At 62.7% G+C, this 13,712-nt stretch carries 14 protein-coding genes and 1 other RNA gene; 8 read left to right on the top strand and 7 right to left on the bottom strand.

Features of this window, described 5'->3' with window-relative positions; all coding sequences use genetic code 11:
• Positions 1-82 precede the first annotated feature (82 nt).
• Both ACZ92H_RS03335 and ACZ92H_RS03330 read right to left on the bottom strand, forming a co-directional pair.
• The gene (locus ACZ92H_RS03335; RefSeq protein ID WP_465048055.1) at positions 83-1,621 is read right to left on the bottom strand and encodes a POT-type proton-dependent oligopeptide transporter; all 1,539 of its coding nucleotides are present in this window, start codon (positions 1,619-1,621) and stop codon (positions 83-85) included.
• 117 nt (positions 1,622-1,738) lie between these two features.
• Positions 1,739-2,296, bottom strand: coding sequence for a GNAT family N-acetyltransferase (locus ACZ92H_RS03330; protein WP_131371770.1), 558 nt, complete (start codon positions 2,294-2,296; stop codon positions 1,739-1,741).
• 75 nt (positions 2,297-2,371) lie between these two features.
• Here ACZ92H_RS03330 and ACZ92H_RS03325 point away from each other — a divergent pair, with 75 nt between their 5' ends.
• Complete coding sequence (locus ACZ92H_RS03325) at positions 2,372-3,619, top strand: MFS transporter (RefSeq protein WP_465048056.1); 1,248 nt, start codon at positions 2,372-2,374, stop codon at positions 3,617-3,619.
• 17 nt (positions 3,620-3,636) lie between these two features.
• Here the strand turns inward: ACZ92H_RS03325 and ACZ92H_RS03320 are convergent, their stop codons facing one another.
• From ACZ92H_RS03320 to groES, 3 genes are all read right to left on the bottom strand, one after another.
• Positions 3,637-4,107 (bottom strand): hypothetical protein, encoded by a 471-nt coding sequence (locus tag ACZ92H_RS03320; RefSeq protein WP_465048057.1) that lies wholly within the window; start codon positions 4,105-4,107, stop codon positions 3,637-3,639.
• A 225-nt stretch (positions 4,108-4,332) separates the two neighbouring features.
• Positions 4,333-5,982 carry a chaperonin GroEL gene (gene groL / locus ACZ92H_RS03315; protein ID WP_092795918.1) on the bottom strand — a complete coding sequence of 550 codons (1,650 nt, stop codon included), beginning with the start codon at positions 5,980-5,982 and terminating at the stop codon, positions 4,333-4,335.
• Between the two features lie 50 nt (positions 5,983-6,032).
• On the bottom strand, positions 6,033-6,323 hold the full coding sequence (gene groES / locus ACZ92H_RS03310; protein ID WP_010400979.1) for a co-chaperone GroES: 291 nt from the start codon (positions 6,321-6,323) through the stop codon (positions 6,033-6,035).
• A 521-nt stretch (positions 6,324-6,844) separates the two neighbouring features.
• Here groES and ACZ92H_RS03305 point away from each other — a divergent pair.
• The 5 genes from ACZ92H_RS03305 to ACZ92H_RS03285 all read left to right on the top strand — a co-directional run bounded on the left by ACZ92H_RS03305 (position 6,845) and on the right by ACZ92H_RS03285 (position 9,272).
• Entirely contained in the window at positions 6,845-7,591 is a 747-nt protein-coding gene (locus ACZ92H_RS03305) for a hypothetical protein (protein WP_465048058.1), read from the top strand.
• Between the two features lie 156 nt (positions 7,592-7,747).
• Entirely contained in the window at positions 7,748-8,011 is a 264-nt protein-coding gene (locus ACZ92H_RS03300) for a DUF904 domain-containing protein (RefSeq protein ID WP_131372368.1), read from the top strand.
• Positions 8,011-8,322 carry a cell division protein ZapA gene (locus tag ACZ92H_RS03295; RefSeq protein WP_034747344.1) on the top strand — a complete coding sequence of 104 codons (312 nt, stop codon included), beginning with the start codon at positions 8,011-8,013 and terminating at the stop codon, positions 8,320-8,322. The genes ACZ92H_RS03300 and ACZ92H_RS03295 overlap by 1 nt, the downstream gene beginning before the upstream one ends.
• A gap of 215 nt (positions 8,323-8,537) precedes the next feature.
• Positions 8,538-8,715: non-coding RNA, 6S RNA (gene ssrS / locus ACZ92H_RS03290), on the top strand.
• Positions 8,716-8,807: 92 nt separating this feature from the next.
• Complete coding sequence (locus ACZ92H_RS03285; RefSeq protein ID WP_131371758.1) at positions 8,808-9,272, top strand: EVE domain-containing protein; 465 nt, start codon at positions 8,808-8,810, stop codon at positions 9,270-9,272.
• A 9-nt stretch (positions 9,273-9,281) separates the two neighbouring features.
• Here the strand turns inward: ACZ92H_RS03285 and lgt are convergent, their stop codons facing one another.
• Both lgt and ACZ92H_RS03275 read right to left on the bottom strand, forming a co-directional pair.
• The gene (gene lgt / locus ACZ92H_RS03280; RefSeq protein WP_131371755.1) at positions 9,282-10,112 is read right to left on the bottom strand and encodes a prolipoprotein diacylglyceryl transferase; all 831 of its coding nucleotides are present in this window, start codon (positions 10,110-10,112) and stop codon (positions 9,282-9,284) included.
• A 79-nt stretch (positions 10,113-10,191) separates the two neighbouring features.
• Positions 10,192-11,103 carry a LysR family transcriptional regulator gene (locus ACZ92H_RS03275; RefSeq protein WP_465048059.1) on the bottom strand — a complete coding sequence of 304 codons (912 nt, stop codon included), beginning with the start codon at positions 11,101-11,103 and terminating at the stop codon, positions 10,192-10,194.
• A gap of 178 nt (positions 11,104-11,281) precedes the next feature.
• On the opposite strand from ACZ92H_RS03275, the gene ilvD reads away from it, so the two are divergent.
• Positions 11,282-13,147 (top strand): dihydroxy-acid dehydratase, encoded by a 1,866-nt coding sequence (gene ilvD, locus ACZ92H_RS03270; protein WP_131371749.1) that lies wholly within the window; start codon positions 11,282-11,284, stop codon positions 13,145-13,147.
• Between the two features lie 227 nt (positions 13,148-13,374).
• Complete coding sequence (locus tag ACZ92H_RS03265) at positions 13,375-13,674, top strand: c-type cytochrome (protein WP_102292700.1); 300 nt, start codon at positions 13,375-13,377, stop codon at positions 13,672-13,674.
• Positions 13,675-13,712 lie beyond the last annotated feature (38 nt).

The raw sequence follows: 13,712 nt of genomic DNA, 5'->3' as shown, positions 1-13,712 counted from the left end.
GGCATCGCCACGCGTAATCCGACGACATTGTCAGCAGCGTTGTCGGATTACGCCCTGCGGGCTAATCCGACCTACCGCATGATTACGCCTTGGCCGGCACGGCGGCCTGGCGGTAATTGTCGACCATCTTGTAGCGCTTCGCATACAGGCCGAAGGCAAGCATGGCGACGGCGGCAAACGCGGCGAAGAAGAACATCTGGAAGGCCGTCACGCTGATGCCGCTTTCGGCGATCTTGCCGATCACGCCTTCATTCATGACGCTGCGGTTGACGATCAGCACCCACAGGTTGCCCACCGTGGTCGACAGGTTCCAGAAGCTCATGATGGCGCCCTTCATGGACACGGGCGCCTGGCTGTAGGCAAACTCCAGGCCCGTGGCCGAGACTAGCACTTCGCCGAACGTCAGCAGCGCGTACGGCAGGATCTGCCACATGATGGAGACGGCGTTGCCGCTATCGAGCGCCAGCTGCAAGAGGCCGATGACGATCCACGCCAGCGAGGAAAAGCCGATGCCGGCCGTCATGCGGCGCAGGGCCGTCGCTTCCAGGCCGAAGCGGTTCAGCATCGGGTACAGCACCAGGTTGTTGAACGGGATCAGCAGCATCACCAGCATCGGGTTCAGCGCCTGCATCTGCGCCGGCAGGAACCAGCTTGGTTTTTCCATGGTGTTGGCCTGCACGATCCACGTCGAGGCCTTCTGGTCGAACAGCGAGAAGAAGGGCGTGACGAGAGCGAAGATGACGAGGATGCGCAGCACGGCGCGCACGCCTTCGACGGCTTCGTCCGGGTGGATGCCGCGCGCGCGTTCCAGCTGCATGGCCGTGCCGATGCTGCCGAAGGCCAGCAGCAGGACCAGCGCCGTACACGCGGCAATCACGAAGCCCCATTCAGGAATGCTGTAGAACGCATACAGGGCGCCGATCACGCCGACATACGCCACGTACAGGCCGGGACGCGAACCGCCGTCGACTCTTGCCAGCAGGGCGGTGCGGGCCACGCGGGTGAACGAATCGGGATTCGGCGGCGCCGGCGGCACGTGCACGTATTTCTTGGCGCCCATCCAGAAGACGATGGTGGCGGCCAGCATCATGACGCCGGGGATGCCGAAGGCGATCGACGGACCGTAGTCGCGCAGGAACATCGGCATCAGCAGCGAGGCGAAGAAGGAGCCGAAGTTGATGATCCAGTAGAACAGGTCGAAGACCAGCTTGGCCTTGTGCTTGTTGGTCTGGTCGAACTGGTCGCCGACGAACGAGGCCACCAGGGGCTTGATGCCGCCCGAGCCGAAGGCGATCAGGAACAGGCCGAAATAGAAGCCGTTGACGCTGTTTTCAAAGATGGCCAGGCAGGCATGGCCGGCGCAATACACAAGGCTGAGCCAGAAGATGGTGTTGTACTTGCCAAAGAAGCGGTCGGCCAGCCAGCCGCCCAGCAGCGGGAAGAAATACACGCCGATGACGAAGGTGTGGAAGACATGCTTGGCTTCGCCCGTGCGCTGGTCGATCGGGATCATCAGCAGCAAGGTGCTGATGAGGAATGGCGTCAGGATATTGCGCATGCCATAAAAGCTGAAGCGTTCGCAGCCTTCGTTGGCGATGATGTACGGTATTTGCCGCGGCATTTTGCCCGTGGCGGTGTGTGTCTCGGCCGATGACATTGGCTCTCCCCAAGTATTTTTTGTAAGCCGCGATGCTAAGGCCTGTTGCGCTTGCTTGCAACAGAAAAAACGGCTCCTTGGCTATTTCACAAGGAATCGTAAGGTATTGCTTTGCATAAAGACACTATTTGACGTAGTTGCGATGGCGGGGCGCGGCAGCATGAATTGCATTTGCAGCATGCCATGCGATGCCGTTTCGTCCGCCAGCACGAAGCCGCAGCCCAGGTACAGGGTGAGGGCCGCGTGGTTGTCCTGCGCCACGGCCAGCCGCACGCGGGCCAGCTCGGGGATGGCGCAGGCGTGGGCGATGGCCGCTTGCACGAGTTGCCGCCCGGCGCCACGGCCGCGCGCGGACGGCGCCACGTACACGCCCCACAGGCTGGCCTTGTCGTGCACCACGGCGATCGGTTCGCGGCGCAGGCCGGCAATGGCGATCAATTGCGCACCATCGAAAGTGCCAAATATTATTTGGTTCGCACTGGCGTGCAGGCGCTGGGCGATCTGTGCCAAGGGCAAGGCGCTCTCCGCCGCCAGGGTGGTGCAGAACGCCGTGGGCAGTTCGGCGATGCCGGCCAGGCGCAGCGCGCGGTAGGCGGCGGCGTCGTCGGGCGCGAGGGGGCGGACGGAAAAAGAGGACATGCTGGCGAGTATCGGGCCAGGACGCGGGAAAGTAAACCTTGCCGTCCACCGCCGCCCTCCTTAAGATCTGCCCGCATGAGACCTGTACCTTACCCTTCCCCTGATATTGCTGCCGGCGCTGCCCTGACGCCCGCGCGCGAGCGCGCGATGCTGTGGCTGCTGGCCCTGACCCAATTTACCGTCATCATGGATTTCATGGTGATGATGCCGCTGGCGCCGCAACTGATGCAGGCGTTTCACATCGGCCCGGCCGCCGTCTCGGGCGCCGTGTCGGCCTACGCCTGGTGCGCTGGCTTGTCCGGCTTGCTGGCGGCCACGTATGTCGACCGCTTCGACCGCAAGACGCTGCTCTTGACCATGTTCTGCCTGTTCACCCTGTCGAACCTGGCGTGCGCGCTGGCGCCGAACTTCCACGTACTGCTGTGGTCGCGCGCTTTTGCCGGGCTGACGGGCGGCGTGCTGGGCGCCATTGTCATGGCCATCATCGGCGACGTGATTCCCGCCGAACGGCGCGGCGCGGCCACCGGCGTCGTCATGACCTCGTTTGCCATGGCGGCCGTGGGCGGCGTGCCCGTCGGCGTGGTGATGGCAGCGCATCTCGGCTGGGCTTCGCCGTTCTACCTGCTGGTGCTGCTGTCGTTCCTGATCTGGTTTGGCGCGGCGCGCGTGCTGCCCCCGCTGACGGCGCACATGGGCGCGGCCGCGCCGCTGCGCCAGGTGCTGCCGAATCTGCTGGCGCTGCTGCGCGAGCGGCGCCACGTGGAGGCATTTGCGCTGTCGGTGGTGAACATGGCGGCGGGCATGCTGCTGATCCCTTTCATTTCACCTGTGCTGGTGGCCAATATGGGGCTGGCGCCGGCCGACGTCACCTGGGTTTACCTGGCGGGCGGCTGCGCCACCCTGTTGACGGCGCGGCGCATCGGACGCTGGGCGGACCGCGCCGGCAAGCAGCGGGTGTACCGGCGGGTGGCCCTGGCGTCCATCGCGCCCATGCTGCTGATCACGCATTTGCCCCAGCTGCCGCTGTGGGCGCTGATGCTGGTGTTTCCCTTGTTTATGGTGCTGGTGTCGGGGCGCACGATTCCCCTGCAGGCGCTGCTGACGACGATTCCCGCGCCACACAAGCGGGGCGCCTTCCTCAGCGCCAACTCGGCCCTGCAAAGCCTGGGCAATGGCCTGGGCGCATGGCTGGGCGGCCTGACCCTGCAGACGGATGCGGCCGGCCACATCAGCGGCTTTGGCATCAATGGCTGGCTGGCGGCGGGCTTGTCCCTGCTGACGGTATGGTGGGTGGCGCGCGTGCGCGGCGCCGCGCCGGCGTAGGGCAGGGACGCGGGGCCTTACTGGGGAACGATGCGCTGCATGGGCGCGCTGTCCTTGCGCCATTGTTCCAGGCTCAGCAACTCGCCGCTGACGATATCGTCGACGAGGATGCGCTTGCCATCGGGCGAGACGACGAAGCTTTCCCAGCGGTGCGCCGCGTCCGGCGTGCTTTCAAAAAAGCTCAGCTGATAGTAGGCGGTGCCATCGACGAGGCGCGTCTCCGGCGTCGTTTCCATCACGGCGCCGTGGGCGCGGCCGCCCGAGGCCTTTTCGATGTGCGCGGACCAGGCCTTGATCTCCGGCAGGGCCAGCAGCGCATCGACGGCGCGCGCATTCTGCTCCGCGGCGGCCGTGCTGGCGGCCGGTGCCTGGCCGCCCTGCGGCGCGGACTGCTGCTGCAGGTAAAAAGCGCCGAGCCCGGCGGCCAGCAAGCCGGCCAGGATGCCGGCGACGATGGCGGTTTTGGAGGAAGAGGCGCGTGGCGGCATGGTGTATGAGAAAGTCAGAAGGGTGGACGATGGCGGCCATGCTAAAGCAAAACACGCAGGCGGGCAATCGTTGGAATTGCTAAAAAGAAGGACGAAAAAAAGCCACCTTCCGTGGAAGGTGGCTTTCGGGGCCGCCGGGATGGGGCTGGCAGCTTTTGGCCTGCCAGCCCTGCTCCGGCGTATGCGGCTGCGCGCGCCGTCGCCTGCGCGCGTGGCCGCGGGACATTACATCATGCCGTCCATGCCGCCCATGCCGCCCATGCCACCCATGCCGCCGCCCATGCCGCCGGCTGCCTTGTCGTCAGCGATTTCGCAGACCATGCAGTCGGTCGTCAGCATCAGCGAAGCGATCGAAGCGGCGTTTTGCAGCGCCGAACGGGTTACTTTGGCCGGGTCCAGGACGCCCATTTCAACCATGTCGCCATACGTGCCGTTGGCAGCGTTGTAGCCGTAGTTGCCCGTGCCAGCCAGGACGGCTGCCACGACGACCGACGCTTCTTCGCCGGCGTTTTGCACGATCATGCGCAGTGGCTCTTCCATTGCGCGCAGGACGATCTTGATGCCTGCGTCCTGGTCAGGATTGTCGCCCTTGACCGTGATGTTGGCGCGTGCGCGCAGCAGGGCTACGCCGCCGCCAGGCACGATGCCTTCTTCCACGGCAGCGCGGGTCGCGTGCAGTGCATCTTCAACGCGGGCTTTCTTTTCTTTCATTTCGACTTCGGTGGCAGCGCCAACCTTGATCACGGCAACGCCGCCAGCCAGTTTGGCTACGCGCTCTTGCAGTTTTTCACGGTCGTAGTCCGAGGTCGCTTCTTCGATCTGGACGCGCACTTGTTTTACGCGTGCTTCGATCGAGGCAGCTTCGCCGGCGCCATCGATGACGATGGTGTTTTCCTTGCCCACTTCGATGCGCTTGGCTTGGCCCAGCTCTTCCAGCGTGACTTTTTCCAGCGTCAGGCCGACTTCTTCAGCGATCACTTGGCCGCCGGTCAGGACAGCGATGTCTTCCAGCATGGCTTTGCGGCGGTCGCCGAAGCCTGGTGCTTTCACTGCGCAGGTTTTCAGGATGCCGCGGATGTTGTTCACTACCAGGGTCGCCAGCGCTTCGCCTTCGATGTCTTCGGCGATGATCAGCAGTGGACGGCCAGCTTTCGCGACTTGTTCCAGTACCGGCAGCAGGTCACGGATGTTGGAGATTTTCTTGTCGCACAGCAGGACGAATGGATTGTCCAGTACGGCAACTTGTTTTTCCGGGTTGTTGATGAAGTAGGGCGACAGGTAGCCGCGGTCGAACTGCATGCCTTCAACGATGTCCAGCTCGTCGTTCAGCGACTTGCCGTCTTCCACCGTGATCACGCCTTCTTTGCCGACTTTTTCCATCGCTTCAGCGATACGCTCGCCGATCGAGTAGTCCGAGTTGGCCGAGATCGCGCCAACCTGGGCGATTTCCTTGGTCGTGGTGCAAGGACGGGCGATTTTCGCCAGTTCTTCGACGGTGGCTGCAACAGCCTTGTCGATACCGCGCTTCAGGTCCATCGGGTTCATGCCGGCGGCAACGAACTTCATGCCTTCGCGCACGATGGCTTGTGCCAGCACGGTCGCGGTGGTGGTGCCGTCGCCGGCGTTGTCGCTGGTGCGGGAAGCAACTTCCTTGACCATTTGCGCGCCCATGTTCATGAGCTTGTCTTTGAGTTCAACTTCTTTCGCTACCGACACACCATCCTTGGTGACGGTAGGGGCGCCGAACGAGCGCTCCAGGACCACGTTGCGGCCTTTCGGGCCCAGGGTCACTTTGACTGCATTGGCGAGGATATTGACGCCTTCGACCATCTTGGCGCGCGCTGCGTCGCCGAATACTACTTCTTTAGCTGCCATGTTCAATTCTCCAGAAATTGCGGAATGAGTTATCTAAAACGTGGAAACAATTACTTGACGACGATCGCCATGATGTCTTCTTCGCGCATGACCAGCAGCTCATCGCCGTCAACCTTGACGGTTTGGCCGGCGTACTTGCCGAACAGGACGCGGTCGCCCACTTTGACATCCAGAGGACGGACTTTGCCGTCGTCGAGAATCTTGCCATTGCCTACGGCAAGGACTTCGCCTTGATCCGGTTTTTCAGCAGCTGCATCAGGAATGATGAGGCCGGACGCAGTTTTGGTTTCCTGGTCGAGGCGTTTGACGATGACGCGATCGTTCAATGGGCGCAGATTCATACAAAACTCCTTAAAGTTCAATGGATAAGTGTTGCTGAATGAAAGCATGCCCGGCACAGCGCCAGACTTGCTTTCACCGGCCACCGTTGAAAGCGGCCGCAACGGTCAAGCAACCCCCCTGTCATCCTGTGCCTGCGGGCTCCAGCAGTGATGCATCGCGGCGTCGCCCGCCGCGTAGCATTGCCTGCTGTTGTCCGACAAGCACCATCATTTCCTGAGGATTGCTACGAAAGAGTTTGTTAGCACTCTCTACTAACGAGTGCTAATTATAGGGACGGTAGGGGGCATATTCAAGGGGAAGATAAGCTTAGACGATCTGTGCAGCCTGCATTTGCACAGGGTTTGCGCTGTGACAAGCCCATTCCCCGGGCGTCAGCAACCAGGCTGACTCTAGCATGCCTGCCGGCAGGGGGCTGTTCCTGTACGCGCGGGAAACAGAGTTTCGCTATGGAATTTGATAAGATGATTGTTATTGCATATCAAACATCGCCTTATCCGCCTTATTCGTGAGAAAGAACGCCATGCCATCCCTGATCCATCGTCCCGCGCGGTACTTGCTGGCCGCCAGCCTCCTCGGTTTCGCCCTGCAGGGCCATGCCGCCGCGCAACCCGCCACCATTCTCGACGAGATTACCGTGGCCACCCTGACGCCGCTGGAAAAGGACATGCTGCTGAACGACCTGTTCAACGACTTGAACAAGGACGACGATGACCAGGAAGCCCATGTGTGGGACAACGGCGGCGACAGCGGCGTGCCGGTCAAGGTGACGTATCGCTTCAGCAACTCCGGCATGACGGAGCACAGCCTGAAGGCGCATGTCTGCCGCGACCTGACATTCGTCGTCACGGCGGTCGATAAAACGCAGGACCTGAGCCGGCGCACCTGCTCGCAGAACAGCGGGCGCTGGGATGTGCAGGGCAAGGACCCGGCGCCCGTCGCGTTTCCGCCCTTCCTGTCCGACGTGTCGGTAGCCAAGCTGAATGCCAAGGAGCAGGCGTCGCTGCTGAAGGCAGCCGTGCGCACCCTGAAGGATGAAGAGGATGGCAAGAGCCGCCAGTGGAACAACCGGGGACTGGGCAATGCGGTGCCGCTGGCAGTGCGCCTGACGCCTTCGGGGACGGACGCCAAGCCTGGCAGCTACCGCCAGACTTGCCGCGACTTGACGATGGTGCTTGACGGCAAGGGCGGACAGCAGACGCTGACGCGCCGTTCTTGCGAAAACCGCTATGGCGGACTGGATATCGAAGCCGATTACGTCGACGAGTAAAACGCTGCCATCGCGGCGCTGGCAGATGCGCGCACTTGGCGAAAAGCGCCGGAAAAAGTGTGTATTGTCCGCCAACTGCCCTGCATTGATGTAAATATGTGTGACAGCGGCGTGATTCGATTGACGCCCATGGAGCGTCCGCCCTATAGTGGCGGGATGATTTCCGAATTCAACGAATTATCCGACAAAATAGGCCTGCTGGCCGAAATGACCCATGCGCTGCGTCGTGAAAACGCGCAACTGCGCAAGGACAATGCCGCCCTGTCCGCCGACAACGCGCAGTATGCGCAGCGCATGCGCGAGGCGCAGGAGCGCGTCGAAGCCTTGCTGGAAAAAATTCCTGAACTGGTGCAAGCTGGCCTGGAACAGGCGGCGTCGGAAGCCGGTGCCTACATTGCCGAGAACGAGAAGGAAGCGTAATGCCGCGTGTCGATGTGAATATCATGGGCCAGTCCTACAGCATGGTGTGCCGCGATGGCGAAGAGCGCGCGCTGCGCGAAGCGGCGATCTATCTGGACAGCAAAATGAAAGCCATCCGCGACGCGGGCAAGGTCAAGGGCAATGACCGCATCGCCGTGCTGGCCGCCCTGGGCGTGGCGGCGGAATTCCTCTCCGTGAAGTCGCCGCAAGGGCCGCTGTCGGAGTTGACCATCCTCGAAGTGAAGCAGAAAATCTCCGCCATGCATACCGTCCTGGACAGCGCACTGACGCCCCAGGAAAATCTTTTTTAAACTCCGAACCAGGCCTGCTGCGCGTCGCGCCTCGCGGCCTGCGCCTCGCGGCCTGCGCTGCGCGCTGCCTCGGCGGCTCCGTGCTGGCGCAGCTGCGCTTCTTGAGCACAATTCATTGCCGCTCGCTACGGTTTTATTCGCTGTTAATAATTGGTTTTTCAGCCGATACGGTACGATTTGTCTTTGCGATGCGCGCTCAAAGGAGTAAACTTCGCCCTACCCTGCGGTGTTCGCGATTGCCATATATTCCTTGAACCATTTATGCGCATCGGTTGCGAATTTTGTTTGATGGGAGTGAGCGTCGCTCGTTCGACGAACCCGAAATTGAACTAACGTGACCACCTTGAACCGTTTGGTTCGGGATGCCGGCATAGCGGCACAGGCGGGGCCCAATTCGCGGTACAACTTGTAATACAACTGAAAACGGTTGCAGCATTGATGCGCAACCGTTTTTTTACGCCTGTTGCTTTGATAGGGGAGTCTGCATGAAACAATACTGGCTGATGAAGTCCGAACCCGATGAAGTGAGCATCGACGACCTGATGGCTGCGCCGCGGCACACCATGCCATGGTTTGGCGTGCGCAACTACCAGGCGCGCAACTTCATGCGCGATGGCATGCAAGTGGGCGATGGCGTGCTGTTCTATCACTCCAGCTGCCCGCAGCCGGGCGTGGCGGGCGTGGCCGAAGTGGCCAGCACGGCCTATCCCGATCACAGCCAGTTTGAAGAGGGCGGGAAGTATTTTGATCCGAAGGCCACGCAGGAACAGCCGCGCTGGGTCAGCGTCGATGTGCGCGGCCTGAAAAAGACGGCGCTGCTGCCCTTGTCGGAGATGCGCCAGATGCCGGAGCTGGAAGACATGCTGCTGCTGAAGAAGGGCAGCCGCTTGTCCATCACGCCGGTGACGCCGGCGCAATGGAAGGTGATTACCAGTAAATTAAAGGCTTGATGCGGCCGCTCAGGCGTCCGCCGGGCGGGCCTTGGTGGGCGGTGTGCCCATCACCTGGCTTTTATGCGCCCACACCAGCAGCACGATGGCGCCCGCGATCATCGGCAGGGACAGCATCTGGCCCGAGGTGATCGGCACGCCCAGCCAGACGACTTCCCAGTCCGGCGTGCGGAAGTATTCCGTGAAGAAGCGCGCGCAGCCGTACAGCAGGGTGAACATGGCGCCCACGGCCATGCGCGGACGCTGCTTGCGGGCGTACAGCCACAGGATGATGAACACGAGGATGCCGTCGACCAGCATCTGATAGAGCGGCGACGGGTGCACGGGATACGGGATGCCCGGCCACTGCATGGCCCATGGCAGGGTGTCCGGCGCGATGCGGCCCGGCAGTTCGGCATTGATGAAATTGCCCAGGCGGCCGGCCGCGTAGCCGAGCGGCACCAGCGGCGCGATGAAGTCGAGCACGTCGAACAGGTTGCGGCCCGCCTTGCGGCTCCACAGGTACATGGCGAGGATGACGCCCAGGAAGCCGCCATGGAAGGACATGCCGCCGTGCCAGACCATGAAGATTTCCAGCGGATTGTGCATGAAATACTCGGGGCGGTAGAACAGCACTTCGCCCAGGCGTCCGCCGATCACCACCCCCAGCATGCCGTAGAACAGCATGTCATCGAGGTCTTCCTTCTTCCAGCCCAGCTTGGCGATATGTGGCTGCTTGATGCGCACCCGGCCCAGGAGTATGAACAGGGCGAAGGCCAGCACGTACATCAGGCCGTACCAGTGCACGGCGAGCGGGCCGATCTGGATGGCTATCGGATTGGGCATCGGGTGTATCAGCATGGGGTTTCTTTCTTTGTTTAAAGCCAAGGTTGCGTAGTATGGGGGCGCCGGCGCTTTTTTGCCTTAGCGGCCACTTAATTTATTCACCGGCATCGGCTATCTGCCTGCGCAACAGCGCCAGAAAGCCTTGCAGCACGGCCGATGGATTGTCACGGCGCCAGGCCAGCCCCGTTTCCACCAGCGGCGTGGCGTCCTGCAGCGGCCTGTATTCTACGCCCGGGCGCATCAGGTTCGATACCGATTGTGGCACAAGCGCGATGCCCATGCCAGCCGAGACGAGGCTGACGATGGTCTGCATCTGGATCGCTTCCTGGCCGATCTGCGGCGTGATGCCGGCTGCGCGGAACACCCCGAGGATGGCATCGTGCAGGGCGGGGGAGATGGCGCGCGGGAAGATGATCAGGGGCAGGGCCGGCACGTCGCGCAGGCGCACGGCGCCCGGCGTATTTAAAATGTCGAGGCCGGACGGCGCCGCCAGCACCAGCGCTTCGGCCAGCACGGGCAGGTAGTCGAGCGCCCCCTTTGCCTTCTCGGGCAGGGGCGGGATCAGCAGGCCCGCGTCCGTGCGCCCGGCCAGCAGTTCGTCCAGCTGCAGGTCGGAGGTGGCTTCCTGCAGCGCGATCTGCACTTGCGGATAGGCCGTCCGGTAGGCGCGCAGCAAGGGCGGCAGCACGCTGTAGTCGGCCGACGAGACAAAGGCCAGGCTCAGGCGTCCGGCGGCGCCCTGGGCGGCGCGCTGCACCAGCGCCGGCAAGTCCAGCGCCTGGGCCAGCAGCCGGCGCGCCTCGGGCAGCAGGGCCGCGCCGGCCGGCGTCAGCCGCACTTCGCGCCGCGTGCGCACGAACAGGGGCGCGCCCAGCAATTCTTCCAGGGCCATGATGGTCTGCGACAGGGGCGGCTGCGTCATGTGCAGGCGCGCGGCGGCGCGGCCGAAGTGCAACTCCTCGGCCACCGTGACGAAATAGCGTAGTTGTCGTAATTCAAGATTCATATGCAATTCCATGCCGATCGAATGCTGTGATATCTAAAACGACTCACAGACGCGTGCATCATATATTTGACAATGGGGCGCGCGCAAGGCAATCTGGCGTACCCCCACTGGACGCAGGGTTTTGCCGAAGGGCCCCTGCCGCAGTCAGGCATCATTCATTTCTTGGAAGGTCTCCATCATGCCGCAATACCGCTCCCGCACCACCACCCACGGCCGCAACATGGCTGGCGCCCGCGCCCTGTGGCGCGCCACCGGCATGAAGGATGGCGACTTCGACAAGCCGATCATCGCCGTCGTCAACTCGTTTACCCAGTTCGTGCCCGGCCACGTGCACCTGAAGGACCTGGGGCAGATGGTGGCGCGCGAGATCGAAAAGGCCGGCGGCGTGGCCAAGGAATTCAACACCATCGCCGTCGACGACGGCATCGCCATGGGCCACGGCGGCATGCTGTATTCGCTGCCCTCGCGCGACCTGATCGCCGACTCCGTGGAATACATGGTCAATGCCCACTGCGCCGACGCCATGGTGTGCATCTCGAACTGCGACAAGATCACGCCGGGCATGCTGATGGCCGCCATGCGCATCAACATCCCCGTCGTCTTCATTTCCGGCGGCCCCATGGAAGCGGGCAAAGTCGTCAAGGTCGTCAACGGCGCGCAGAAGATCATCAAGCTGGACCTGGTCGACGCCATGATCAAGGCGGGCGACAGCACCGTTTCCGACGCCGACGTGGCGGAAATCGAACGCTCGGCCTGTCCGACCTGCGGTTCCTGCTCCGGCATGTTTACCGCCAACTCGATGAATTGCCTGACCGAGGCGCTGGGCCTGGCCCTGCCCGGCAATGGCACCATCCTGGCCACGCACTCGGACCGCCAGCAGCTGTTTCTGCGCGCCGGGCGCCTGATCGTCGAACTGGCCAAGCGCCACTACGAACAGGACGATTATTCCGTGCTGCCCCGTTCCATCGCCACCAAGGCCGCGTTCGAGAACGCCATGGCGCTCGACGTCTCCATGGGCGGCTCGACGAATACCGTGCTGCACTTGCTGGCCGCCGCGCACGAGGCGGAAGTGGCATTCACCATGGCCGACATCGACCGCATCTCGCGCAAGGTGCCCTGCCTGTGCAAGGTGGCGCCGATGACGGACAAATACCATATCGAGGACGTGCACCGCGCCGGCGGCATCGTGGGGATTCTGGGCGAACTGGCGCGCGCCGGCCTGCTCAACACCACCCTGCCGACCATCCACGCGCCCACCCTGGCCGACGCCATCGCGCAAAACGACATCAAGTGCACGGACGATCCGGCCGTGCATGAATTGTTCCGCGCCGCGCCGGGCGGCGTGCCGACGCAGACGGCGTTCTCGCAATCGGAGCGCTTCGCCTTTGTTGACACGGACCGCGCCACGGGCTGCATCCGCGACAAGGCGCACGCGTATTCGCAGGATGGCGGCCTGGCCGTCCTGTACGGCAACCTGGCGGAAAAGGGCTGCATCGTCAAGACGGCCGGCGTGGATGAAAGCATCCTGAAATTCTCGGGCAAGGCGCGCGTGTTCGAAAGCCAGGACGCGGCCGTCGCGGCCATCCTGGAAGACACGGTGCATGAAGGCGACGTCGTCATCATCCGCTATGAAGGCCCGAAAGGCGGCCCCGGCATGCAGGAAATGCTGTACCCGACGTCGTACATCAAATCGAAGGGCCTGGGCAAGGCGTGCGCGCTGTTCACGGACGGCCGCTTCTCGGGCGGTTCCTCGGGCCTGGTGATCGGCCACGCCTCGCCGGAAGCGGCCGAGGGGGGCGCCATCGGCCTGGTGGAAGAGGGCGATTTCATCGACATCGACATCCCCGAGCGCAGCATCAACCTGCGTATTACGGACGCTGAACTGGCCGCGCGCCGCGCCGCCATGGAAGCGAAAGGCGACGCGGCCTGGCTGCCCGTCAACCGCGACCGCTATGTGTCGCAGGCATTGCAGGCGTATGCGGCGCTGACGACGTCGGCCGACCGCGGCGCCGTGCGCGACCTGTCGCAGCTGAAAAAGCGCTGAGCGTTGTAAAAACGCCGCACCGCGGCCTTGCCGCGCGGGGCGGCGGGGCGGGCGTTACATCGCCTTACAAACAACATGGGAATTGGCGCGCGCTTGGGGCAAAATAGCCTTGCCTGGCGTGTTTATGTGTTTGAAACGCTTGATCTGGGCTCGTGGTGAACCTGCCGAAACACGGTAGAATGCCGGCAGGAAGTTACTCTGGAGAAAAGACAATGAAACGTTCCATGATGTTGGTAGGTGTATTGGCTGTGTCGGCATTGACCTCGCAAGTGGCGATGGCCAATCCTGACCTGGCGAAAGCCAAGAATTGCATGGCTTGCCACGCGGTGAGCACGAAACTGGTCGGTCCTGCGTTCAAGGACGTGGCCGCCAAGTATGCCGGTCAAAAAGACGCGGAGAACAAGCTCGTGGCTAAAGTCATGAAGGGCGGTTCCGGCACCTGGGGCGCGATCCCGATGCCAGCCAACCCGCAAGTGAGCGATGCGGAAGCCCACACCCTGATCAAATGGGTACTGGCACAGAAATAATCTGTGCCTTGGCAACCCTCATCGATGCGCCGGCAGTC

The organism is Janthinobacterium foliorum (assembly GCF_978021625.1).
Note: the sequence above shows the minus strand (reverse complement) of the source record. Positions and strands in the feature narration are given on the sequence as shown.

What these genes read in the sequence shown, in the direction of transcription:
- ACZ92H_RS03335 (WP_465048055.1), bottom strand. Translation starts at nt 1,621, where the DNA reads ATGCCGCGGCAAATACCGTACATCATCGCCAACGAAGGCTGCGAACGC.
- ACZ92H_RS03330 (WP_131371770.1), bottom strand. Translation starts at nt 2,296, where the DNA reads ATGTCCTCTTTTTCCGTCCGCCCCCTCGCGCCCGACGACGCCGCCGCC.
- ACZ92H_RS03325 (WP_465048056.1), top strand. Translation starts at nt 2,372, where the DNA reads ATGAGACCTGTACCTTACCCTTCCCCTGATATTGCTGCCGGCGCTGCC.
- ACZ92H_RS03320 (WP_465048057.1), bottom strand. Translation starts at nt 4,107, where the DNA reads ATGCCGCCACGCGCCTCTTCCTCCAAAACCGCCATCGTCGCCGGCATC.
- groL (WP_092795918.1), bottom strand. Translation starts at nt 5,982, where the DNA reads ATGGCAGCTAAAGAAGTAGTATTCGGCGACGCAGCGCGCGCCAAGATG.
- groES (WP_010400979.1), bottom strand. Translation starts at nt 6,323, where the DNA reads ATGAATCTGCGCCCATTGAACGATCGCGTCATCGTCAAACGCCTCGAC.
- ACZ92H_RS03305 (WP_465048058.1), top strand. Translation starts at nt 6,845, where the DNA reads ATGCCATCCCTGATCCATCGTCCCGCGCGGTACTTGCTGGCCGCCAGC.
- ACZ92H_RS03300 (WP_131372368.1), top strand. Translation starts at nt 7,748, where the DNA reads ATGATTTCCGAATTCAACGAATTATCCGACAAAATAGGCCTGCTGGCC.
- ACZ92H_RS03295 (WP_034747344.1), top strand. Translation starts at nt 8,011, where the DNA reads ATGCCGCGTGTCGATGTGAATATCATGGGCCAGTCCTACAGCATGGTG.
- ACZ92H_RS03285 (WP_131371758.1), top strand. Translation starts at nt 8,808, where the DNA reads ATGAAACAATACTGGCTGATGAAGTCCGAACCCGATGAAGTGAGCATC.
- lgt (WP_131371755.1), bottom strand. Translation starts at nt 10,112, where the DNA reads ATGCTGATACACCCGATGCCCAATCCGATAGCCATCCAGATCGGCCCG.
- ACZ92H_RS03275 (WP_465048059.1), bottom strand. Translation starts at nt 11,103, where the DNA reads ATGAATCTTGAATTACGACAACTACGCTATTTCGTCACGGTGGCCGAG.
- ilvD (WP_131371749.1), top strand. Translation starts at nt 11,282, where the DNA reads ATGCCGCAATACCGCTCCCGCACCACCACCCACGGCCGCAACATGGCT.
- ACZ92H_RS03265 (WP_102292700.1), top strand. Translation starts at nt 13,375, where the DNA reads ATGTTGGTAGGTGTATTGGCTGTGTCGGCATTGACCTCGCAAGTGGCG.